21 protein-coding genes are annotated in these 23666 nt (G+C 57.2%); 7 read left to right on the forward strand and 14 right to left on the reverse strand.

Going from position 1 to position 23666, the window contains the following annotated elements:
• Positions 1–50 precede the first annotated feature (50 nt).
• The 3 genes from AC1EJ1_RS04720 to AC1EJ1_RS04730 all read right to left on the reverse strand — a co-directional run bounded on the left by AC1EJ1_RS04720 (position 51) and on the right by AC1EJ1_RS04730 (position 2622).
• Positions 51–599 (reverse strand): CarD family transcriptional regulator, encoded by a 549-nt coding sequence (locus tag AC1EJ1_RS04720; RefSeq protein WP_058237746.1) that lies wholly within the window; start codon positions 597–599, stop codon positions 51–53.
• 143 nt (positions 600–742) lie between these two features.
• On the reverse strand, positions 743–1444 hold the full coding sequence (locus AC1EJ1_RS04725) for a response regulator transcription factor (RefSeq protein ID WP_058237745.1): 702 nt from the start codon (positions 1442–1444) through the stop codon (positions 743–745).
• A 2-nt stretch (positions 1445–1446) separates the two neighbouring features.
• Positions 1447–2622 carry a sensor histidine kinase gene (locus AC1EJ1_RS04730; protein WP_162272387.1) on the reverse strand — a complete coding sequence of 392 codons (1176 nt, stop codon included), beginning with the start codon at positions 2620–2622 and terminating at the stop codon, positions 1447–1449.
• A 186-nt stretch (positions 2623–2808) separates the two neighbouring features.
• Between AC1EJ1_RS04730 and phoU the strand changes: the two genes are divergently transcribed.
• Positions 2809–3453: a phosphate signaling complex protein PhoU gene (gene phoU / locus AC1EJ1_RS04735; RefSeq protein ID WP_058237743.1), complete on the forward strand. Its 645-nt coding sequence runs from the start codon at positions 2809–2811 to the stop codon at positions 3451–3453.
• Between the two features lie 150 nt (positions 3454–3603).
• Here the strand turns inward: phoU and AC1EJ1_RS04740 are convergent, their stop codons facing one another.
• Entirely contained in the window at positions 3604–4341 is a 738-nt protein-coding gene (locus AC1EJ1_RS04740; RefSeq protein WP_058237742.1) for a phosphoglyceromutase, read from the reverse strand.
• Between the two features lie 133 nt (positions 4342–4474).
• Positions 4475–4798 (reverse strand): histone-like nucleoid-structuring protein Lsr2, encoded by a 324-nt coding sequence (locus AC1EJ1_RS04745; RefSeq protein ID WP_070728091.1) that lies wholly within the window; start codon positions 4796–4798, stop codon positions 4475–4477.
• 373 nt (positions 4799–5171) lie between these two features.
• On the opposite strand from AC1EJ1_RS04745, the gene AC1EJ1_RS04750 reads away from it, so the two are divergent.
• Together AC1EJ1_RS04750 and AC1EJ1_RS04755 are read left to right on the forward strand one after the other, a co-directional pair.
• On the forward strand, positions 5172–5789 hold the full coding sequence (locus AC1EJ1_RS04750) for a DedA family protein (protein ID WP_480295430.1): 618 nt from the start codon (positions 5172–5174) through the stop codon (positions 5787–5789).
• Between the two features lie 79 nt (positions 5790–5868).
• A complete protein-coding gene (locus AC1EJ1_RS04755) occupies positions 5869–7137 on the forward strand; it encodes a chloride channel protein (RefSeq protein ID WP_070728086.1) in 1269 nt (422 codons plus the stop codon).
• A gap of 38 nt (positions 7138–7175) precedes the next feature.
• Here the strand turns inward: AC1EJ1_RS04755 and hemH are convergent, their stop codons facing one another.
• On the reverse strand, positions 7176–8207 hold the full coding sequence (hemH, locus tag AC1EJ1_RS04760) for a ferrochelatase (RefSeq protein WP_070728083.1): 1032 nt from the start codon (positions 8205–8207) through the stop codon (positions 7176–7178).
• Between the two features lie 64 nt (positions 8208–8271).
• On the opposite strand from hemH, the gene AC1EJ1_RS04765 reads away from it, so the two are divergent.
• A complete protein-coding gene (locus AC1EJ1_RS04765; RefSeq protein ID WP_070728081.1) occupies positions 8272–8865 on the forward strand; it encodes a methylated-DNA--[protein]-cysteine S-methyltransferase in 594 nt (197 codons plus the stop codon).
• On the opposite strand, the gene AC1EJ1_RS04770 is transcribed toward AC1EJ1_RS04765, so the two are convergent.
• The 4 genes from AC1EJ1_RS04770 to AC1EJ1_RS04785 form a co-directional block, all read right to left on the reverse strand.
• Positions 8850–9281 (reverse strand): hypothetical protein, encoded by a 432-nt coding sequence (locus tag AC1EJ1_RS04770; protein ID WP_070728078.1) that lies wholly within the window; start codon positions 9279–9281, stop codon positions 8850–8852. The genes AC1EJ1_RS04765 and AC1EJ1_RS04770 overlap by 16 nt on opposite strands.
• 64 nt (positions 9282–9345) lie before the next feature.
• Entirely contained in the window at positions 9346–9978 is a 633-nt protein-coding gene (locus AC1EJ1_RS04775; RefSeq protein WP_480295432.1) for a DegT/DnrJ/EryC1/StrS family aminotransferase, read from the reverse strand.
• 342 nt (positions 9979–10320) lie between these two features.
• Complete coding sequence (gene glpK / locus AC1EJ1_RS04780; RefSeq protein WP_058237737.1) at positions 10321–11859, reverse strand: glycerol kinase GlpK; 1539 nt, start codon at positions 11857–11859, stop codon at positions 10321–10323.
• A gap of 262 nt (positions 11860–12121) precedes the next feature.
• Entirely contained in the window at positions 12122–14944 is a 2823-nt protein-coding gene (locus AC1EJ1_RS04785; protein WP_082628652.1) for a Cna B-type domain-containing protein, read from the reverse strand.
• Positions 14945–15087: 143 nt separating this feature from the next.
• On the opposite strand from AC1EJ1_RS04785, the gene AC1EJ1_RS04790 reads away from it, so the two are divergent.
• Genes AC1EJ1_RS04790 through AC1EJ1_RS04800 form a run of 3 tightly spaced genes read left to right on the forward strand, consistent with a single transcriptional unit; the run spans position 15088 to position 17010 of the window.
• Positions 15088–15309, forward strand: a complete 222-nt coding sequence (locus tag AC1EJ1_RS04790) for a hypothetical protein (RefSeq protein ID WP_257525642.1) — start codon at positions 15088–15090, stop codon at positions 15307–15309.
• Complete coding sequence (locus AC1EJ1_RS04795; RefSeq protein WP_257590362.1) at positions 15299–16252, forward strand: ABC transporter ATP-binding protein; 954 nt, start codon at positions 15299–15301, stop codon at positions 16250–16252. Before AC1EJ1_RS04790 ends, AC1EJ1_RS04795 begins: the two co-directional genes overlap by 11 nt.
• Complete coding sequence (locus AC1EJ1_RS04800) at positions 16249–17010, forward strand: ABC transporter permease (RefSeq protein WP_257525638.1); 762 nt, start codon at positions 16249–16251, stop codon at positions 17008–17010. The genes AC1EJ1_RS04795 and AC1EJ1_RS04800 overlap by 4 nt, the downstream gene beginning before the upstream one ends.
• A gap of 257 nt (positions 17011–17267) precedes the next feature.
• Here the strand turns inward: AC1EJ1_RS04800 and AC1EJ1_RS04805 are convergent, their stop codons facing one another.
• The 4 genes from AC1EJ1_RS04805 to AC1EJ1_RS04820 all read right to left on the reverse strand — a co-directional run bounded on the left by AC1EJ1_RS04805 (position 17268) and on the right by AC1EJ1_RS04820 (position 23644).
• Positions 17268–19118, reverse strand: coding sequence for a phosphoenolpyruvate carboxykinase (GTP) (locus AC1EJ1_RS04805; RefSeq protein ID WP_371935779.1), 1851 nt, complete (start codon positions 19116–19118; stop codon positions 17268–17270).
• Positions 19119–19415: 297 nt separating this feature from the next.
• Positions 19416–21170: an ABC transporter ATP-binding protein gene (locus tag AC1EJ1_RS04810; protein ID WP_058237733.1), complete on the reverse strand. Its 1755-nt coding sequence runs from the start codon at positions 21168–21170 to the stop codon at positions 19416–19418.
• Positions 21167–22879 carry an ABC transporter ATP-binding protein gene (locus AC1EJ1_RS04815; protein WP_257525634.1) on the reverse strand — a complete coding sequence of 571 codons (1713 nt, stop codon included), beginning with the start codon at positions 22877–22879 and terminating at the stop codon, positions 21167–21169. Before AC1EJ1_RS04815 ends, AC1EJ1_RS04810 begins: the two co-directional genes overlap by 4 nt.
• 99 nt (positions 22880–22978) lie before the next feature.
• Positions 22979–23644: a class I SAM-dependent methyltransferase gene (locus tag AC1EJ1_RS04820; protein ID WP_058237731.1), complete on the reverse strand. Its 666-nt coding sequence runs from the start codon at positions 23642–23644 to the stop codon at positions 22979–22981.
• Between the last annotated feature and the right edge of the window lie 22 nt (positions 23645–23666).

Consider the following 23666-nt stretch of genomic DNA (forward strand, 5'->3'; position numbering starts at 1 on the left):
CGCAATTCAGGTGCCGCGCCACTGCCGGGAGGGGCGCGGTGCTGACGGCACTACTTGTCGTCGCCTGATTCGCGAGTGTCGGTGCCGGCGTCGTCGGCACTGTCATCCGTTTCGGCCGATTCAGCCAGGATCGAGTCGAGGCGATCCGATGCTGCTGACTTGTCGATGTCGCGGGCCAGAGCAAGCTCAGAAGTCAGGATCTGGCGGGCTTTCGTCAGCATGCGCTTTTCGCCCGTGGAAAGCTTCTTGCTGGCGTCGCGGCGTGTCAGGTCACGAACAACTTCGGAGACTTTGACGATGTCGCCGGTTGCGATTTTTTCCTGATTCGCTTTGAAGCGTCGTGACCAGTTCGTCGGCTCTTCGACATAAGGTGCTCGCAGAACGGAGACGACTTCTTCCAGCCCGTCTTCATCGACGACATCTCGAACGCCAACGAGGTCGACGTTGTCAGCTGGCACTTGAATCTTGAGGTCACCTTGCGTGACGCGCAGTGTTAAGTAAGTTTTTTCCTCACCGCGTATCTTTCGGGTGGCGATCTCCTCGATCGTGGCTGCTCCGTGATGGGGGTAGACGACCGTTTGACCGATGGTGAACGTCATAAAAGAAACTCCTGCTGGTATTAAACAATACCGCCATTCTACCAGTAATCGTGCACACACAGTCAGTGGGGGTGTTATGCTAGCGCTTCGCTCGCTCCACGCCCCTTCGCACGGGGATGCCGGCACACACCTGCGCGCCGTTTTTACTTGCTTTCGTCGCGCGGATTCGACACCAGTTTGTAGCCCAGTCCGCGAACGGTCACCAGGCGGACGGGGTGGGATGGATCCGGCTCGATCCGAGCGCGCAGACGTTTGACATGCACGTCCAGGGTCTTTGAATCACCGATCGTTCCGACTCCCCACACACGATCCATCAGCTGCGAGCGCGTCAGGACTCGATCGGGGTTGCGGGCGAGGAATTCCAGCAGTTCGAATTCGCGCAGCGGCATCGACACGGATGTGTCGTCCACCGTGACTTCGTGCCGGTCTACCCACAGGCGGATTGTTCCCACTTCGAGGACTTCTTCTTCATCCTCCAGTGTTCCAGCCTGGCGCCGCAATACTGCACGGATGCGGGCCAGCAATTCACGGTAGGAATACGGCTTCGTGATGTAGTCGTCGGCACCCATCTCCAGGCCGACGATGCGTTCGACCACTTCGTCTTTCGCGGTCACCATGATGACAGGAACGTTGGATACTTTTCTGAGTTTCCTGCACACTTCGGTGCCCGACATTCCCGGCAGCATAAGGTCAAGCAAGATCAGATCCCATTTCGGATCGATCGCTTTTTCGAGTCCAGCATTTCCGTCGGATGCTTCGCCCACGTCAAAGCCGTCCCGACGCAGGTTGTAGGCGAGTGGCTCACGGTAGGAGGCTTCATCTTCGATTATCAAAATTGCCGTCATGATTATCTTGCGTCCTTGTCTTTACGCTCGTCTCCATTTTCACCGATCTCTGCTTCAGGTAACACTAGCGTGAACGTTGATCCGCGACCCGGGAGGGATGCAACGGTCACTGTTCCGCCGTGATCACTGGCAACATGTTTGACGATTGACAATCCCAGTCCTGTCCCCCCTGTTTCACGTGAACGCGCCGTGTCGACTCTAAAGAAGCGTTCAAAGATGCGTTGCTGATGCTCAGATGAGATGCCGATACCGGTGTCGATGACGCGAATGCAGATTCGTTCCTGGTTGCGTACCGCGTCGACACGCACCCATGAATCCGGATGCGAGTACCGCACAGCGTTATCGACGAGGTTTCGGACCGCCATCACCAGCATGTCCTTATCTCCCCACACGTAGGCTTCGAGCGCAGGATCCGGTCCGCGCAACTCGATGCGTGCCTGCTCGGCGGGGAATTCTTCCTGATGGAGCGCTTCGCTGATCACTTGCTTGACGCTGACGAGGTCGGGCGAATCCAGAGCATCAGGTGATTGCAGGCGCGACAGGTCGATAATGTCCTGCACCAGTGTGGACAGTCGTTCCGATTCTTTCGACAGTCGGCTCGCGAAGTAGGCAACTGCTTCAGAATCGTCAGAGTTTTCAGCGATCGTTTCGGCCAGAAGTCGCACAGCCCCGACAGGTGTTTTCAGCTCGTGCGACACGTTCGCAGTAAAATCACGACGCGCAGCCTCGTTGCGTCGTTGGATCGTCAGATCCTCTGCCACGATCAAGAGGAGGTCACCGGGCAGCGGGGCCACCCGCACTCGGAAGAACAGTTCAGCTGCTTCAGGAAGGTCGGAGCGTGGCAGCGTCATCTCAGTGGTCAGCGGGACTCCCTCGGCCCGCACGCGTGCGGCAACTTCAATGAGGGCAGGGTGCGTCAGTTCCTGGTGACGCGCCAGGCCTTTGGCATACGCTTTGGCATCAGCGCGGACAATCTTGTTGTCCGCGTCAACGACGATCACGATGCCGGGCAGAGCGGAAGTCATGGCGAGCAGATCGACAGGCGGCTGGGTGTACTGCGGATCCACTCCATTTTCGACGTCCTGTTGACGCTGAGACAGCCGGAAGGCTCCTACGCCGACAGCGCCGACGAGGACACCCAGCAGCGCGACAACGATGAGAGTGATAGCGTCCAACACAGACATAACTGTATCGATCTGTTTGCCTCTTCGTCACCACTCGTGACGGGCCATCTGCAGATTTCCTGCAACAATACCCGAAAAGCAAGCAGGAGTTAACCAAAAATTAACCCGATATGCACACACTTGGCACTTATCTTTGGTGGACTTAAACAGTTACAGTGGATTTTTCGTGAAGGAGACATTGTGCGCACTGTATATCGACAGGAACTGACGCAGCTTGGACTCGATTTGGAGAGGATGAGCTCCGGTGTCACCGTCGCGATTGAACGCGCAACGCAGGCCCTGCGCGAAGGTGACATGATCAAGGCGGAGCAGACAGGCGACGCTGATGACCGCCTCGACCAACTGTCCCGTCACATCGACGAAACCTGTGTGAGCCTTCTGCTGCTACAGGGCCCCGTTGCATCCGATCTTCGCCTGATTGTTGCGGGCCTGAGACTGACTCAGACGATGGAGCGTCAGGGCGACCTTGCGGCCCACCTGGCTTTGATCGCACGCAACCCCCACCAGGAGCCGGGGATTTGCCCACAGGCTCGACCGCTCATCACCAAGATGACGGACGCGGCCGTGCAGATGGCACACTCGATGGAGAAGGTTGTCCAGACCCAGGATCTGAACCTGGCCCGTCGTATGCATCGCGATGACGACATTCTCGATGACCTGCAGATCGAGGCTCGCCGCATGGCAACCGATGACGACAATGATCTGACTCGCGCTCAGGTGATCGACGTGACGCTCGCGGCCCGCTTCCTGGAGCGCTTCGGTGATCACGCTGTTTCCGTTGCGGACCAGGTGATGTACATCGTGGAAGGCGCACAAACCGCCTAAGCGGAACTGCCGAATCTATATCCGGCGAACGCGGAGCTCACACACCGTATTACCCCGCTGACGCCTTCAACATGCGCATAAAGGCTGGTGCCCCACCTCCTTGGGAGGTGGGGCACCAGCCTTGAGGGTGGGAACCCTCGTGAATGAAACTTACTTGCCCTGGTTTGCTACGGCCGCGATCTTGGCCTCAGCATCGGGATCAAGGTATGTGCCGCCCTTCTTGACGGGCTTGAGGGTTTCCTCGTCAAGTTCGTAGACCAGCGGAATGCCGGTCGGGATATTCAGGCCGGCGATGTCGTCGTCGGAGATATCATCGAGGTGCTTGACGATGGCGCGCAGTGAGTTGCCGTGGGCTGCAACCATCACGGTCTTGCCGGAGCGAATCGCGGGAACGATGGTGTCATTCCAGTACGGCAGCAAACGGGCCAGCACGTCCTTGAGGCATTCGGTCAACGGAATCGGCTCGCCTGCATAGCGCGGGTCGGCGTCCTGCGAGAATTCCGAGCCCTTTTCGATCTCCGGCGGCGGCACATCGTAGGAACGGCGCCACTGCATGAACTGTTCCTCGCCGAACTCGTCGCGGATTTCCTTCTTGTTCTTGCCTTGCAGAGCGCCATAGTGACGCTCGTTAAGGCGCCATGAACGCTCCACGGGAATCCAGTGACGGTCCGCGGCATCCAGGGCCAGGTTGGCGGTCTGGATGGCGCGACGCAGCATCGAGGTGAACAGCAGGTCAGGCAGGATGCCGGCTTCCTTGAGAAGCTCTCCTCCGTGCGTTGCCTCTGAGCGGCCCTTTTCTGACAGGGGTACGTCAACCCAGCCGGTGAAAAGGTTCTTTGCATTCCATTCGCTCTCGCCATGGCGGAGCAATACCAGTTTGTATGTCATAGTCCTATTCTCACAAAGATCGTGCCCGCTGTCACGGGACCCTTCGACATCACTTCACAGCGTCGGCAATACGAGCCACTCAACAACGGCCGGTCGCCGCCTGAGCGGTTGTCCTTCACCTCATCGGCAGCTCTTACTGATGCGCCTGACGGTACTGCTCGACAATGTCGGCGGGGATACGTCCGCGCTGTGACACCTCAAGACCCTCATCCTGCGCCCACTGGCGAATCTTCGCTGAATCGGACGCGCCGGCGGTCGCACCGCTGCGGCGAGTGACAGCCCGGCCACCGGTCCGGCGCGCATGGCGAATCCACTGCGCGAAATCGTCTTCGATCTTGTTCGCGTGTTCAGCATTCAGATCGATTTGGTAGGAAATGCCGTTGAAGGCAAAACTAATCGTCCGTTCAGCTTCAGAGCCATCGATGTCGTCGACCAAGAAAACCTTTGTCTTTTTCATTGAAAGTATTCCTTCTGCAGAATCCAATTCCGACAATAAAAAGAGTAGCACTTCAATCGGTTTTCATTTATTTGAATTCATCTGGCAATGTGGCGTGAACCGTTTTCTCACATCAACCGTTCTCTCGTATCAGCCGTTTTCTCGCATCAACCGCTTCCTCACATTAGGCACTTTCTCAGATCGCTGACAAGTTCATGGTGAACACCAAAATCGGGCAGAACCTGCTACTAGGTTCAGGGACTGTTCAGGGGATTCCCCTATGGCGTTTAACTTCCATTCCGTGCGATGATCACCATGTGAATTCATTGAAGCACCGGCCTGCGCCAGTCTATTCGACGTTGTCGCATTCCCTGAGCTTTTCAGGCCTGCCGCAATGAGCTCCTTTTGGTCCTTTATCAGCGGCATCGAAACCGCCATCGTTTCATTTTCCGATCAGCCGCTTTCCCTCGTTCTGTGCGTCCTGGCATGCTGGGGTGACGGGTTCTTCCCCGTCCTTCCCTCTGGTTCGGTTATCAGCGCCCTGTCGGCAACTCCGGCATACCGTGAACCTGTGTTCCTGACATTCCTCATTGTGTGCTGTGCCTGCGCGGCACTTGTAGGCGACCTTACAATGGCAGCGATCGGTCGACTCTTTCCTGAAAAGTCCCGTCGTCTACCGAAACTCAATATGAGGTTAAGTGCAGTAACAGAGCGCCAATGGAGAATTCTCCTGTCGACGGGTCGATTCGTCCCCATTGTGCGAATTGCGATTTTTCTCAGCGCGGGGAAAATGCGCATACCTTTCCGCCATATTGCGTTACTCGATGCACCCGCCTGCCTTATCTGGGCTTGCATCTACGGCCTGAGCGGAACAATCGGTGCACGTATTTCCACTTCACCACTGATATCAATGGCATGCGGAATTGTTTTAGGGGCGCTGTTCGCAGCAATTCTGACCCGGATTGCTCAATACCTCCATTCCCGCCACGCGAAGGTTACTGATCAATCCTGACAGTACGCGCCGTTGTCCCCGCCCCGCCTCACCGCGTCCCTGCTGGCGCACCAAAGCGCAGCCAACGTACGGTAGATGGATGCACGTACCCTCAGACGGTGAAAGCTCTCACCGCACTCCGCTCGTTCGCCTCATCGTGGCCGTCATTTTCACGGCCGCAATTGCTGGCATCACCGGATGGTTCTTTTCGCATCTGCTTCACCTGATCGAAAGACTCGCCTACGGTGAGAGCGCAACCTTCATCGAGGCTGTCCTGTCAACCGATTCGTCCAGACGCGTCATATTTCTTGCTCTGGCAGGTGCGATCGGCGGGGTTTCCTGGGCACTGCTGCACCACACCAGACGAGGGATCGTCACCGTCACCCAGGGTGTCAACGGGGCGAAAATGCCGCTCTTGACCACATTCGCGCACGCGACCACACAGGTTGTCATTGTGGCGCTCGGTGCGTCCATCGGCCGGGAAGTGGCACCGCGTGAAGTATCCGCAGCCCTGTCAGGATGGTGCTGTGACCGGTTGGGACTGAGCGCGCAGGATCGCCGCCTGATCGTCGCATGCGGCGCAGGCGCAGGGCTGGCCGCTGTGTATTCAATCCCCATTTCAGGAGCAATTTTCGCCCTGGAAGTTCTGATCGTTTCTCTGACCCCGCGGGCATTGTGGTGTGCATGCCTGATCTCGGGCCTGTCTGTCCTGGTCGCCCAAGGCCCCATCCGGCCCGAACCGTTCTACACGGTCACCGCACCCACTTCAACACCATCACTGCTGCTGTGGGCACTTATCGCCGGTCCAATCTTAGGTACAGCAGGATGGGGTTTCAGTCGCCTGGTGAAACGCGCTGAAGACCTGCGCCCAACAACCCCTCTGGTTCTGATCACCCTACCCGTAGTCTTCACGCTGGTCGGCCTGGTCGCCGTGTGGATTCCGCAGGTCATGGGTAATGGTCAGGCCACTGCTCAGGCGGGATTCGACGCGCATGCCCTGGCCGCCCTCGTCCCTGTCCTGAGCATCACGTGCGCCAAGGCCATCACGACGCTGGGCACAATCGCATCAGGTGCATGGGGTGGAACGCTGACACCGGGGATAGCACTGGGAGCCGGCTTCGGCGCCGTCGGTGGACTGGCGTGGTCGACGATGTTCCCCGACATTTCAATCACTGCCTGCGCGCTGATCGGAGCGATGTCATTCCTGGGCTCATCGATGCGTGCGCCGCTCACCGCACTCGCCCTTGTGCTGGAGTTTACGCATCAGGGGGCAACTATCCTGGTTCCGGCACTCATTGCACTTGGATTGTCGTGGGCCATCACCTGCGCTTTCACGCGCCTGAGCGAGGCGTCGCACCCGGCCGGGTAATTGACGAGGCTCTCGCTCAAACGGGCAGACGACGAGGCTTATACCCAGCCGGCCAAGCCGGTGCGGGCGACCTCCTCGAACGTGTCGATGCATCCGGGCAGATCGTTGCCCCATGGCACGTAGTGGAACTGCGAACCGCCAGCTTCGATGAAGGCATCACGGTTCAGGCGTGCGATCTCATCAAGCGTTTCGATGCAGTCTGCGACAAACCCGGGGCAGATCACGTCCACTCTGGTGGTGCCCACTGCGCCAAGTTCCCCCATCGTGTCGATGGTGGCGGGCCCAATCCACTTGGCCGGCCCAAAGACGGACTGGTAGCGGGTGAGTACCCACTGTGAATCCAGGTTGAGGCGCGATCGCAGCAGTTCAGCCGTCGTTTCGCACTCGTCGCGGTACACGTCTCCGTCGCGGTGCATCGCCTCGGGTATTGAGTGGAAGGACAGGACGAGTTTGTCGCCGCCTTCAAAATCGGGCCGGCCGCGCGCATCCCAGTGATTGACGAGGGCGGCCGCGAGCGCCTCGATATACACCGGGGCGTCATGGAAGGAGCGAATGGTGCGGATCTCCAGTTGATTGCGAGCGTTCAGCATGTCGCGGGCAACTTCATCGATGACAGGCGCGGTAGATGAGGAGGCGTACTGCGGGTAGGCGGGAATGATGAGGACGCGCTGCACTCCCTGATCACGCAGCTGATCAAGCACGCTGCGGATCGATGGTTCGCCGTAGCGCATGGCCAGGTGCACGTCGGCAACATGGTCGAGGCGCGCAGCCAGTTCGTCGCGCTGACGCAGCGACCAGTACATCAGTGGTGAGGAGTTCGACTCGGTGTGCCAGATCGACTCGTAGAGTTTTGCAGACCGTGCAGGGCGCACCCGCAAGATGATGCCTTCGAGGATCGGTCGCCAGATTGCTGGAGGCATTTCAATGATGCGCCGGTCGGAGAGGAATTCACGCAAGAAGGGGCGCACAGCCCGGGCTGTGGGTGCCTGCGGCGTTCCGAGGTTGGCCAGGATCACTGCGGGTCGTTCGGCTCGAGCGTTTTCTGACACAGCTAAAGATTTCGTCACGATGTGTACTGTACGGGAAAAACTATGTTCAATGCGAACTCACGCGCCCCACAGTAGGCTGACGACCATGACCCCCACAGCCCCGGCTTTTCTCTCACGCTACCGTTCACCCATCGGCACCTGGACACTGGCTTTCATAGGTGGTGACCTCGTCGGACTGTGGTGTGAGGGGGCGAAGCATTTCGGCTCCACCATCGCCGGCATGACGCACACCGATGACATCAGTGAGCTGGAGCCACCCTCGTCAATCAAGACGCAGAACAACCTGACCTGCACAACGCGCTGGCTGGACACCTACTTTGCCGGCCACATTCCCGACGAGGTGCCTGCGCTGCGCCTGGTCGGCACTGATTTCCAGGTCAGTGTGTGGCGCGAGCTCCTCGCAATTCCCTACGGGCAGACGACCACGTACGGTGACCTGGCCGATGCTCTTGCTGATCAGCGAGCCAGCGGGCTGGCACGTCAGGCTGGTCAACTGACCTGTCAGGCTGGCCGGCCGGCACCTCAGGCTGTCGGGCAGGCTGTCGGGCGCAATCCCATCTCCCTCATCGTCCCGTGTCACCGTGTCGTGGCGGCAGATGGTTCGTTGACGGGATACGCTGCGGGAACTGACCGCAAGGCGTGGCTCCTTGAGCTGGAAGACGCTCAAATCGCTTCATGAGCGGCGAGCCAGCGTACGGCCGCATCGGCCAGTCGCTCAGCATGGTCGCGTGATTCCTGGGTCCGCAAGTTAATGATCGAACGCTCGATCTGGCGTGTGCGTGAAAGGTCATCACTGTGAGAATCAAGTTCGTATGTACGCGGGCTGCGCACACCGGGGAAGAGGAGAGGCCGATACCACCTGCCCGGATAGAAGCCCTGTGACTGCAGCGCACTGAACATGTCTTCTGGGTCGATAGGCTGACCGGACCCATCGCGCTGGAGGATCACAGGGAAGCGGATCAGCGGCATCGATGCGGTGACAGAAGCCGGAACCGTTGCGGCGGTGTGGATTGCTGACAATGCACGCAGGTAGTGGCCGGTTCGCTCGGCCAGTTCACGTTCAATGGCATCCACACCCGCGAGTGCTTCGCTCATGTGGTCGAGCACCCAGCGTGAGGGTGCGTACGGTCTTCCGTTGGATCCGCCCTGCCATTGCGTGTCAGCATGGCGGGTAGAAAAGGTGTGCGGCCTGAGCCGCACTCCGCAACCTGCCTGAGAGCGCTGATGGCAGGTGAGAGTAGGCGCGATCTTGCAGACGATAGGTCCGAATTGCCGTGTCGAGAGTGACCCGAGGCTGAGGCAGGTTCGTCAGCGCGCCGACGAGGAGCTGGCGCACAGGTGCATCAACCGTGTCGGGATTGAGCCACAGTGCGGCACCGAATTTCGTGGGCAGGACCTTTTCCGCGCCGAAAGAGTGAATCGAAATATCCGCGAGGGGACGCCGCGTCTGCGGATCGGTGGCCATGCGTCCGACGCAATGTGCGCTGTCTTCAACAACAAAGGCGTCCGCTGCGTGCGCCTGATCCACGATCACCTTGGATGCGCCATCGTCCACGATACCGAAGGTGTGCTGGAGGACGATCGCCCCCGTCGAGGGCGGGAACGTCAAGGTCTGTGGGTCGATCGAGAGCGTGTCGGGCGAAATATCGGCGTACCGCGGGAGCATACCCGCGGACACAATCGGGTTAATTGCCGTGACGCGCGTGAACGCCTGCGTCACGACGTAGCGGGCGCGCCGCGCCTGCCGGATCGCATCAAAGGCCAGGTGCATGGCGTGGCGTGCGCGCAGCACCAGGAACCAGTCATCAGCGCTCGTTCCGGTTCACTGGGCGAGGGTGGCGCGGATCTGGTCTGCAAGTGGGAGATCGTGAGGATTCATCGTTGTCGAAGGTAGCTCACTGCTCACCCGGTTTTGACGCAGACGGTGAGGTTCGGTGTCCGCGCGGGTTCAATCCGTGCTCGCGTGGAGCCAGGCGTGCGGGCGCACCTGCATGACGCTGGGCAGTACGGTCACGCCGTATGAAGTCAAGCACTGAAGGGGTCAGCAGATTCTCACCGAATTCTCCCCGTGTTTGCACCTGAGATGGGGCTCCGGCCGGCCTCCCTCGTCAATTAAGTGAGGCGCGAATGGCGGTCAGGCGTTTTCGACGTCCTCATCTACCCAATTGAAGGTGCGTGTGACGGCTTTCTTCCACAGGCGGTAGTTGCGGTCGTACTCGTCGCGATCATCGCCTGGTTCCCAGCGCTTTCCTTCCGACCAGTTGTCGATGACGTCCTGCTCGCCCTCCCAGTAGCCCACGGCAATGCCTGCTGCGTATGCGGCGCCTAGCGCTGTTGTCTCCAGGACTTTCGGGCGAACGATCGGCACACCCAGCTGATCGGCCTGGAACTGCATAAGCAAATTGTCATTCGTCATGCCACCGTCGACGCGCAGCTCCTTCAACGCAACACCCGAGTCCGCTTCCATCGCGTCAAAGACTTCGCGGGACTGGAAAGCGGTGGCTTCTTCAACTGCACGGGCCAGGTGTCCCTTGTTGTTGTATCGCGTCAGCCCCACGATCGCGCCACGTGCATCGTCCTTCCAGTACGGTGCGAACAGGCCGGAAAATGCGGGTACGAAGTACACGCCACCATTGTCATCAACTGTTTTCGCCAGGTCTTCAATGTCTCTGGAGTCCTTGATGATTCCCAGATTGTCGCGCATCCATTGAACCAGTGAGCCTGTTACGGCAATCGAGCCTTCCAGGGCGTAGACCGGCTTGTTGTCACCGATCTTGTAGCACACGGTGGTGAGCAGACCGTTTTCTGAAAAGACCGGCTCCTCACCGGTGTTCATGATGACGAAACAGCCCGTACCGTACGTGTTCTTTGCCATGCCTTTGTCGAAGCACGCTTGCCCAAAGGTGGCGGCCTGCTGGTCACCAAGGATTCCAGCGATCGGAGTGTCAATCAGCAGCCCGTTCTTGCGACCGTATCCGTAGATTTCAGAAGAGGAGCAGATTTCAGGAAGCATCGACATAGGGATGCCGAAGTCCTCGCACACGTCTTCTCGCCACTGGAGTGTGCGAATATCCATCAGCATGGTGCGCGACGCGTTGGTGACGTCAGTCTTGTGAGCACCTCCGTTGACGCCGCCGGTCAGGTTCCACAGTGTCCAGGTGTCGGTGGTGCCGAACAGGAGGTCACCAGCTTCGGCGCGTTCGCGGACTCCCTCGACGTTGTCGAGGATCCATTTGATCTCAGGGCCTGCGTAGTAGGTCGACAGGTCGAGACCGCAGATGTCGCGGTACTTTGACTTCCCTTCGTCACCTGCAAGCTCACGAATGATTTGCGATGTGCGCGCGTCTTGCCACACGATCGCGTTGTAGACGGGTTCGCCGGTGTTCTTATCCCACACGACAACGGTTTCGCGCTGGTTCGTGATGCCGACGGCTGCGATCGCGTGCCTGTTGATTTCGGCTTTTTGCAGGACGTCCGCGACGCAGATGCGAATGTTGCTCCATATTTCGAGTGGATCGTGTTCAACCCATCCGGGCTTCGGGAAGATCTGCTCGTGTTCCTTCTGACTGACGGCCACGATCTGCCCATCGTGGTTGAAGATAATGGCTCGTGAGGACGTCGTGCCCTGATCGATGGCAAGTACGTAGTGTTCTTCCGCGGTCTTCTCAGTCATTGCGTCTCTTCCTGTCGTCCCTTTCCTATCAGTGACAGCCTCAGGCCTCACTGCCTGCACATACATGATAGAGCGCATCTCGCGTGCAATCAGCCCGTACTGCGACGAGGGAGGCCGCGTCTGGTCAGTTTTACCGACGAGGGCGGCTGGCCAAAACCGTCTTGCCAACGAGGAACGGGCGCACGCTGAAGCACAGAGTCTTCCAGCGCGCGCCCGTCTGACACGGAGATTCAACAGCTCAGAACTGATGCACCTCCTGAGTTCAGTGGATTCCTCGGCGGCGGTACCAGAGCAGGCCAGCGCCCAGGGTGATCATCAAAATGCTCGCTCCTACAGCACCTCCAGCCGTCGCCCCCGTGTTCACGATGGTCGGCGGTGACGGTGGTGTACCCGGCGGAGGCGGATTCTTCGAGTTCGTGATGGTGAATCCGTCAGTCGCAGTTCCTGTGATGCGGGCACTGAAGCCGTCAACTGGTGTTTCCTTGACTGTATAGACGATGGGCGCGGAGCCGTCTGCATTGAACATTTCAAGGTCGGCAAATGTGCCTGACCAGGAGTTGTCTGCTGAGAGAGTGAGTTTCTGTCCAGTTGGCTCACCGTCAGCCACAAGTTCAACGTCAATGGACTGTGGGATATCGTCACTGAGCGCTGCGCCGTCGTGGTTCACCCATTTCTTCGTCACGGGAACAGCTGTGAGGGCTCTGTTTGTGATCGTGAAGCCGTCCACGGCGTTACCAGCCACTACCGACCGATACCCAGGAACCTCAACCTCACGCACCGAATACTCAACCAAGACGCCATGGTCAAACTTCGGCAAATCCTTAAACACACCGGACCACGAATTATCCGCCGACAAAGTCAACGTCGTGCCAGTCGGCTCCCCACCAGTCAACAACTCAACCACAACACTGCCAGGACGTTCACCCAACGCATCCTCACCATCAAGCCACGACTTCGACACACCCACAGAGGTGAGGATCCGGTTCGTCAGCGCAACACTGTAGGTCTTCTGCTTGTCATCCGAAGTTTCTGAGACCTTCATGGTGTAACCGTCCGCGCCGCTTTCCTTGAACTTAAGCGGGATGCGTTCACCTGTTGCGGCATCGACTAAGGTCTGAGGATTGGGGAAGTTATCGATAGTTGTTTCCCAGTTATTTGCCTCCGACAGCTCGATACCTTTGACGACCTCTACATCATCAACGAGGACGTCCAGCGTAATTCTGTCTGGGCGCACACCCGGGTCATCGTTGCTCCAAGATTTCTTGATCTTGAGTTTCCAGGCATCTTCACCAAAGAACAATTGTCCGTTGTTGGCAATGCCTCCACCGCTAAATCCCATGTCAGTGGCGAGGTTATTTTCGATTCTGACAGTGGCAAGACGTTCAGCCAGTCGCTTTGCCTGATCACTCGGAACCGACTTAAAGGCCTTATTCACTGTGTAGAGTTTGTTATTCTCCACCCGCTTGTTGTCGCCGCCTTGCACGTATCGCGGTTCTTGCTGCTCTTGCGGCCAGTTCAAGCGCTTACCGAAAATCGAGCCATCCTGGTACCACATTCTCTCTGCACCACCAAGCATGCGCTCGCCTATGAAGACAGGGTGGCCTTTCTCCGGCTCAGCCGCGCCAAAAGTATGCTCAGCGACGCTTGCAAAATCGTCTCCTGCACCTTTGTATTCCTTATTACGCCCAACATCTGGGGCAGAATTATCGAAAATCGCGACGCCCTTGGTGATGTTCAAGGTGGTTGTGCCCGTTGCGCAGTTCCACACACCGCCACCCTGCGTGCTGGGAAGGTGATTTCCTGCCCCGATAAGGAATGCGTCTTTGGTTGCATTGCCGCGGATCAGAGAGTTCTCAATGGTAAGAATCGAATCGGAATCGTTGTAGATACCGCCACCGCCCCAAAAGCCCTTCGCAACGTTGTCGTGTACGTAGCCGGCTTTCATCGTTACCTTAGCTTCACCGTAGAACGCGAGTCCGCCTCCAGCTTTCAGGGCCACGTTGTGCGCAAATTCTCCTCCGCTGATCGTGGCTTCGCCACCACCGAGAGCGATTCCTCCTCCGTGACCACTAGCAGTATTGCCTTCGACCGTGCCGCCGGAGATTTCCACATCTTTGCCACCACCGAGCGCGATCCCTCCTCCGAGACCTTTAGCAGTATTGCCTTCGACCGTGCCGCCAGAGATTTCCACATCTTTGACATCATGGATGTACATGCCGCCGCCCTGACCGGCGTAATCACCGTTGGTGTTTTCCTGGACAGTTCCGCTCGTGAAGTTGAAGCTATCTCCATTATCAATCGCGATTCCTCCGCCAATTTCGGTGGTATTTTTTGCGATTGTCGTTCCATCAAGCGTGACGTTGGCAAAACTCGCATACACGCCTCCACCGAATCCTTTATATTTGGGATGAACCGCATCATTGCCGGATATTTCCCCACCGGTCAAGGAAACGGGTACAGGAGCACCTTCAGCTCCCCAAATGCCTATCGCACCACCACGCTGGTAGCCGTGGTTCTCCTGAAGAGTTCCGCCGGCAATGCTGACACCGTCACCGCCGTAGATCGTAATCGGTGCGTAGAGGCCCTCATTCACCCCTTCAGGCAGGGTGCCGGAGGTATCAGTGACATTGTTCCTCGAAAAGTCAGCGCTCCCAGTCATGTTGAATTCGCCGTCTTTGACGAAGATGACAGGTCCGGTGAGCGATGTGTCGTGGACGGATCCGTCAGTGAAGTCCAGCGTTCCACCGTTCACAACGATTCGTGAGTTCGTGAAGGAGGGGCCGGCAAGCGTGAGGCTCCCGCCTTCGGCCACAGTCACTGTGTCGGCGCCCACTCCCGTGACAGTTCCACTGCCCGTGAGAGTCAGTCTCGCACCCTCCGGAACAACGAGCGGTTTGTCTGCTGTCGCACTGACATCACTGTCAATCGCGACTGTGGTCTCAGCACCTGGCGTCGCCTGGGCTGCCTGGGAAACGATTGTGTCCCATGAGGGGGGCTCCTCTGCCCTCGCAATCCCACTGGGTGTCAGTACAACAGCGAGGGAAACAGTAAGGAGACTGGTCACAAGCCTTAAAACACTACGCATGTCGTCATTCCGATCCCAGCGAAAATTCCTCAAACTATTCGATCATCTCACTTTTCCACCTTTCTCGTGTGTGAATTCCTGCATAGCGGTAAATTGCTTGCGTCTGACCCAGCCTGGCTTAACGTCAGAGCAAAAGGACTCCCTTGGGGTATCTACCGACTTCACAGCCCATCCACTCGCCACGGACCCTGGCCACATTTCGAAACAGGCGCACGACAGCCCTCGACATTCCAGCTCGCGACATGTTCGGATACAAGCCGGGCGATGATGTCCTTCTCCTTGCTGACCCCGAACGCGGCATTGCGATTCTGCCGGCCGATCAGATCAACAAGCTTCTTCCCCAGACACCACCACATGTTTCCTAAGCGAGAATCCATGCCCGCCATTGTGTGCACAGACGTCCGGCGCACCTTTGCCGACGTCATCGCTCTTGACAACATCTGCCTGACCGTTGAGAAACACCAGATTTTTGGCTTACTTGGACCAAATGGATCAGGAAAAACCACCCTGCTCAATCAGATTCAAGGCCTCGACACTCCTGATTCGGGCCATGTGGAAGTCCTAGGCTACGACCCTGCCGATAGTCATGCGCAGCTGGTTCAGCACCTAAGGAGTCAGCATCAGGAGGCGGCACTACCGCCTCGCCTGACGGTGCGCGAAACCCTCGACCTCTTCGCCGCCTTCTACTCTCACCGCCTCAACTCAGCGCAGCTCATCAGCGACCTCCTGCTCGATGACAAAGCCGATGCACGTGTGGAGAAGCTTTCCGGCGGGCAGCGTCAGCGCGTGCTCATCGCGCTCGCCCTCATCCACCAGCCGGAACTGCTGCTGTTCGACGAACTCACGTCCGCCCTCGACCCTCATACGAAGCACTCCATATGGAACATTCTTCGCACCCTGCGCGAGGCAGGCAAAACCATCGTGTTGACTACTCATTCCATGGAGGAAGCCGCACAGATCTGCGATCGGATCGCCATCATGGATAAGGGACACATTCTTGCTGAAGGAAGTCCGAATGAACTTATCAACCGATACGCGCCGCACCAGACCTTGACACTGTCCACCCACATCCCCTTAAACGAAGGAACACTCGCGACGCTCCACAGATATGGAGCCACCCCTCACGCAGGCCAATCCGACTCGCAGACCACGTGGGAAGTTACGGGCGAGGAGGATGTGGTCGCACAGGTTGCAAGAGATCTAGTCAATGAAGGAATCAGCGTCACCGACATGACGTTCAAACAGCCCACGCTCGAAGACGTCTTCCTGCTGCTGACACACGCCACTGAAAAGGAGGACGGGCGATGATGCGCGGATACCGGGCGCTCACTCGCGCCCTCTTCACATCGCAGCTGCGCGAACCCGCGGCAGTGTTCTTTCTTCTCATCTTCTCTCCCGGACTCTTGCTGGTGCTGGGCCTTATTTTCGGCAACCAGAGCATCCCTGAGTTCGGCGGACAAGGGCCCATCGACTACATGCTGCCTGGTGTGATGGTGATGTCAACGCTCATTATCGGGACAACTGTCATCCCTCACAATCACACATTCATGCGGTCCTCCGGCTTACTCACGCGACTTCGCATGACCCCTCTATCTGCCGTCACCTACCTGGCATCCGACATGACTGTCAATTTCGTGCTCGGCATGGTCGGGCCAGTCACCGCATTCATCACCGCCGTGCTGATTTTCAAGGCGAAAACACCGAGCAACACGGTCGCACTGCTCGCAGCAGTCATCATGTGCCAGGTCGCGATGCTTGCTTTCGGTTACGCACTGGCGGCATTGCTCCCTAGCCCCGGCGCAGCCACAGGTCTGGGGAATATGCTGATGATTCTGCTCATGATGACATCGGGCGCGTTCTTCCCCGTTGATTCATTGGCACCCGGTGTCCGCAAGTGGTTGACCGCATCTCCCTCGTACCACATGGCACGGCTTGTCCACGCTTCCTTTTCCGGGGACTCATGGCCAGTCGCCAGCGTTCTGGTGGTCTGCGGCCTCACCGCGCTCACTCTGGCTCTCGCCACGCTCACTATGACATGGGGTTCGCCCAGAGTCTCCTCTCGTTGACCTTATATCCGCTCAGCAAATGGAGCTGCTCTAGCGCAGCGGTCGAGGTTTCTTCTGTTGAGGCGAACGGAAGTCGGGTTATAGGACATCTGGCATACGCGAAGACCATCTGCCAATCTGCAGACAGTGACAGCTGGTACGAACGACAATGAGCACACGGACAAACACCAGGGAGGAAAATGCGGGCCAACTTATGATCAGTGCCCGCCGGACCCCAGATCGCCAGCGGGCACTGATGCTCTTGTATCCTTGCCCTGTCAGATATTCTGACAGATTCGACGGTGCGCCTCCCATATTTCGTCGGGAAGATCGTGGAACTGGTTCAGATACTCTTCGCGGTTATCCAGTTCTTTGACCCATAGTTCACGGTCGATAGTCAGGATCTTCTCCAGGTCTGCGCGCGATCCTTCAAAACCATCGAGGTTCAATTCGTCGACCTCTGGAACGATTCCAACGGGTGTTGAGCGCCCTGTCACTCGACCATCCTTGAGGTCAAGCAACCACAGCAATGCCCGGAGGTTGTCACGATACCCCGGCCACAGGAAATGCCCATCCTCATCATCGCGGGCAAACCAGTTGACGTGAGCGAAAACCGGTTGGTGGGTCGCCTTACCGAGGATCTTGAGCCAGTGAGCTGCATAATCACTCTCGGGATAGGACATGAACGGACGCATCGACATCGGGTCGTATCGAAGAACACCTTCTTTGCCTTCTGCCGCGAACGTTGCCTGAGCGCCCAGGGTAAGACCATCGTAAACGCCTTCAGCAAGATCTGTAATTGCCCGAATGAGGGGCTCGCGGTTGGCTACCCTGCCGCCAAAAATGATTGCGTCAATCGGCACACCCTTCGGATCTTCATAGTCGGGAGCAACGTTCGGGACGTTGCGCAGCGAAGTGGTGAATCGAGCATTCGGGTGTGACCATTCGCAGCCCTTTTGCGATGAGCGCTGCTCTTCCTTGGGACGATCGCTGATCAGCTTACCTGTCCAGTCGTACCATCCTGTCACGTCCTCCGGGTAGTCAGGGGTTTTACCTTCCCACCATACTTCCTGCCTGTCCGGGTTGTATGCAACGTTGGTGAACAGCGCACGGCTCCCAGGACGGATCGACTCCATAGCGGTCGGATTCGACTTCCAGTTCGTGTCTTTGGCAACGCCGAATGCTCCGTATTCTGGATTCATACCGTATACGCGCCCGTCGTCGGGATCGACCCGCAGCCAGACAATGTCATCCCCGTAGAAGAACACTTCGTAACGATCGCCGAGGGCGTCTGGCGCCAACATCATTGCCAGATTTGTCTTGCCTGAAGCTGACGGGAAGCCGCCGCACACGTAGCGTGTCCGATCAGTCACCTTATCGTGAATTCCGATGAGCATGAACTGCTCGGCAAGGAACTTCCCCGACACCCAGCCGTCGTATGAAGCCTGACGCAGGCCGTGGGCGATCTTGCCCAGCAATGCGTTACCGCCATAGGCAGAACCAAAGTGTTCAATGGTGCGCTCATCCGCAAGGGTGGCAAACAAGCGCTGGTCATCCGCAGTTCCCTGTCCCAGATTCTCTATATCTCCCGTGACATGGATGGCGCGCACAAACTCACGAGGCTGATTGTCAGTGTTGACGTACTCGACCCCGACGCGTGCCATGCGAATCATCTGCAGGACAACAATCCGGTTGTCGCTCAGCTCAACGCCTCGTGCCCACACTTCGAGCGCGGAGCCAGGAGGAGCCATCAGATACGGCACAACGTACATGGTTTTTCCATGCAGGGCACCGTGCATATGCGACCGCTGACGCTCATCCACCTCATCAGCATTGTGCCAGTTATTGAAAACACCCTGGTCGCTTTCCCTATGCGTGGCAACCACCGTTCGTTCCTCAGAACGCGCAGTGTCTTTGTAGTATGAGCGCGAATAGTACGTTTCTTTTCCTGCCGGAAAGATCTCACCGGCTTCCAGCGCCTCCTGTATCAGTCGCTCGTCGTCACTGGCACTGATCACCTCAATGGCATCTGGTTGCGTGATTTCTGCCCATTCGCGCACAAAACCAACCACATAGGGATTTGTCACGCCGCCAGCGCGGAGTGCTCCTTGAACGTCACACATCCTCATCGGACCCCTCTCCAACTTTATTTCGGCTACCCCAACTTTATCTTTTGGGTATCCTAACTATAGCGATTTCAACAGAGTCTTTCTGGGACCACAGTCACGTCCAAGCGCCGCGCGCCGGCTCAGGGCCTGGCACACCGATCCTGACACCTGGTTCACTCTGTCATCCTCGGTGCGGCGGGTCTGCCGGCTTCGCTCTCATTGCCCGCCGCAGGCACCTGAGGCAATCAATCGCCTTCTACAATCGAATTGTCACGTTCTGAAAACAGCCTTCATACCGAATGGAAACTGTCCCCTGGCCTAGTCGGATGCGGTGGCAATCTTCCAGCTGATCGCTCGTTCTCTGGTATTCACGAAGTCACGGTAGATTCCGTCTTGTCTGCTCAGTTCATCGTGCTGTCCCTGCTGTACAACGCACCCATGGTCAAGAACGACAATCTGGTCTGCATTTCTCACAGTCTTCAGGCGATGAGCAATCATCACAACTGTCTTGTTCCGAGTGAGAGTTTCGATCGCGCTTTGCAGCTCAGCTTCATTTTCTGGATCAACGTTGGCTGTCGCCTCATCCAGCAGAATAATCGGCGCGTCCTTCAGCAGGGCACGAGCGATCGACAGGCGCTGGCGCTCACCGCCGGACAGTGTCGCGCCCGCTTCTCCCAGCACAGTGCTGTATCCATCAGGCAAGGCTTCGATGAAGTCATGGCAGCAGGCCTGTCGGGCAGCGCGCACCACGTCCTCATGAGTAGCTGTCGGACAGCCGAATGTGATGTTGTTTTCGACCGTGTCACTGAACAGATAGACGTTCTGGAACACCATCGCGAAGTGATCCATTAACCTGTCATAGGACCATTCCCGGACGTCGTGCCCACCCAGCGTCACGCTACCGCCCTGCACATCCCAGAAGCGGGCTATCAGCTTCATGAGCGTTGTTTTCCCAGAGCCTGACGGGCCGACGATGGCGCAACTGGTTCCCTGTGGAATTGTCAGGTTCACGCCGTGTATGACTGCATTTTCTTCGTCTTCGCCATATGAAAATGTCACGTCCTTCAGGACCAAATCACTGGTGTCAGCATGCGTAATGGAGCCTGCCTCAGTCATCAGCGGTGTGTTTTCCACTTCATTGACTCGGTCCATTGCCAGGTCGATCGACGGCAACATGAAGGACAAAGCGCCTGCAACCTCGATTTTGCTGTACACAAAAAACGCGCCAACGATGACGAGCAGACAGACAAACAGCTTCATCGAATCTGCGACATAGAAATATATGGATGCAGCAATCGCGGCAACGGAGAAGGTTCTGAGCACTATCTGTTGAATCATGGTCGGCGGAATACTGACCTTTTCCAGCCGATAGTTCTGACGTTCGGCCTCACCGATAGCTGTGTCCATCGATGTGTTATGGCGATCGGACATCCCGAATGATTTCACGACTCCCACGCCCTGGATGTACTCCATCACTGCATCTGCCAGCCTCGTCTGAGCATCGAGGCGGGCAGGTGAATATTTGCGCGACAGGACGATCATTCGGGAATTGACTACCAGCATGGCGGCCACGCCGCACAGATACAGCAGACCGATCCTCCAGTCGATGATGATGAATCCGCAGCTGAGGATCGTGGCATGAAGCACGCCGGTCAGCACGCGCACGACGATGTTGCCAGCCAGAGATTCCAGATCTTCCATCGTCGAGGTGCAAACTGCGGTCAAGTTACCCAGGCTGCGCTTGTTGAAAAAGCCCATCGGCATGAAACGCATCCGCTGGCCAATGTTGATGCGTTTGTCATCGAGCATCAGGTAGCACGCTTGCATCTCGAGGCTGTATCCGGCGTAGTGAAGGGCCGATGCCAGAACGACCGAAACTATCAGAAGTCCCAGGCTGATCCACATGATGCGCGCTGTCATTGTGCCATTGACAAGTGCAAACAACACCATGAACAGTGGAACGATCTGAATGGAAGTGGCCAGCGACCGTAGACATTCCAACGCAATTGCCCAGTACCAGGAGCGTCGGTGCGTGCCCGAAAAACGGAAGAACTTTGCGAATATCGAGATCATTTCGTCGCAACCTCCGTTGCCATATCGCGTGCCGATTCATGCGCGTCCCACATGTGGTGATAGAGCGGACAGTGAGCCAGAAGATTGTCGTGAGTATCGCAGGAAATAATGCGACCGTCATCCACAACCGCTATGGCGTCGGCGTCGATGACCGTAGAGAGTCTGTGCGCAATGACGATCATGGTCTTGCCTCGAGCCAGACGGCTGACGGCACCTTGAATAACCGCCTCATTTTCCGGATCCGTGTAGGCAGTTGCCTCATCAAGAATGATGATCGGTGCATCTTTCATCATCGCTCGGGCTATTGCAATGCGTTGGCGCTCCCCGCCTGATAGATGCCCACCGGAGAATCCGACGCGCGTGTCGTAGCCGTGGTCGAGTCCCATGATGAACTCATGGCAACCGCTTGCCTTCGCAGTGGCAATCACCTCATCATCAGAGGCATCTGGCCTGCCGACTCGGATATTGTTCATAACCGTGTCGTTGAAGAGATAATTGTCCTGAGCAACATAGGCAATGGTCTGAGAAATCTGGCTGAGCGGTATGTCGCGGATGTTCTGCCGGCCGATTGTGATTGTTCCGCCTGTCGCATCCCATTGCGAGGCAATCAGCCGGGCAATTGTTGACTTTCCTGAACCGGACGGCCCCACCAGCGCAGTCACCTTTCCTGGAGCCACCGTGAGATTTACCCCCTTTAGAACCAGCTCGTCTTCATAGGAAAACTCAACGTTTTTCATGACAATTTCCGATCCGTCGAGTTTGACCGGGGTGGACGGTCGTTGCATCTCAGGCTGCTCAAGCACCGAATTCAGCTCGTTCGCAACTGTCGAGATCTTCGAAATATCACTGGTGAATAAAATGGCTGTAAAAAGGGGTTCGATGATTCCCAGCGACAGGATGATGACCGTCACGAAAGTCGCAGCCGGCAAGGTCCCGTTGATTGTGAGGAGGCACCCTATCGGCAGCACCCCGACCAGAACCGCCGGCCACACATTCATCATGATGGCAGTCCATGGCAGTGTTGCGCGCATCCAATCCAGCATCAGACCGGAATTAGCCTGAACAGCTTCAGTGAATTTCCGGTAGGAGGAGTCGGTCCGGCTGAAGGCCTTGATCACTTCGATCCCACCTACATATTCAACAATGGCGGCGCCCATATGTTTCTTCGCCTGCACAACGCGGCCGTATTTTTCCGCGTAGCTCCGCATGCCGATCATGTACGCGAAGATGCCGATTGGAATTGTGACCAAGGAAGCGAGTGCCATTCGCCAGTCGAGGGCGAACAGGTACACCACTATTCCAAGTGGAACCATCACGTTTGCCGTCAGCTCCGGAATGACATGGGACAGAGGCACCTCAAGCTGTTCGGTTCGCTCAACGAATGCCGTCTTTAGCTCGCCCGAAGGAGTATTGATCAGATATCCCATGGGGACACGATCGAGCTTGACCGCAAGCGACCGGCGCATTTCGGAAAGCACAGCGAATGTTGCGCGATGAGAAATAAGTGTGGATGCACCTGAAAGAAGCGCTTTCGCGATGTGGCCCAGAACAGCGATCACGCACCACAATACGTAAAAGCCTGCCTGCGAGTGTCCTGCGAGCAATCTGGCAATGAGTGCAGAAGCAGCGACGTACGGAAGGAATCCGCACAGCACCGCCACTATTGCCAAGAGTACGGAAAGAAAATACTTGCCCTGATGGGGTTTCACACAAGCCCTCAGCACATTCATCGATGTTTCACATTCCTCTCACAGTGACCAAAGAGCCTGGATCTCGATGAACGGGGCTGGCCACACGACCCGGATCCTTTAGTGCGCGTGACGCATGGTGCATAGCGTCACCATTCCCTTGCGCACTTCGCGGATAATTTCGCAGCCACATGCATGCGCGATGTTTGCAATCTCGCCCGGACGGAAGACGTAGTGGCCGAGAAGACGCATAAGTGCCGTGTCAATTGGCTGTTTGTTGGGCGTTTCTTCGCAATAGGTCTGAATACGAAGAAGACCGTCGTCTGCGAGCGCGGATGCGACATGGTGAAGAGCTTTCCTGACATCTCCCATCTGATGCCATGCTCCGCAAAACCAGATTCCACGGGCGGCTTTCATAGGTAAGCCATCCATCAGATCTGCCTGCGTGTAGGTGACTCGCGCAGCGCTGGTCTGCTTTGGCTGCCTAGCGCGGGCAATGTTCAGGGCGTTGTGCGAAATATCGACACCATGAATAGTGGTGCCAGCGCAATGCGGCTCCATCGACAGTTTTCGCGCAAACCAGCCCGTTCCACAGCCGATATCAAGCAATACATCACCTGCACGCAATTGCCACCCCTGAGGTGTATGCGACAACAGTTCACGGTAGATCTCGTCAAATGTCAGAGATTCACCGGCATACTTCTTCAGAAAACGCGGGTGGATTGTCTCTTCATACCGCCGGAGCTTTCTGGGGCGATCCATGCTCCACTGCGAAAACGACTTCACGGTTTCTCCATTCAAGATTGGC

This window comes from Pauljensenia sp. C0170B4 (assembly GCF_056590235.1).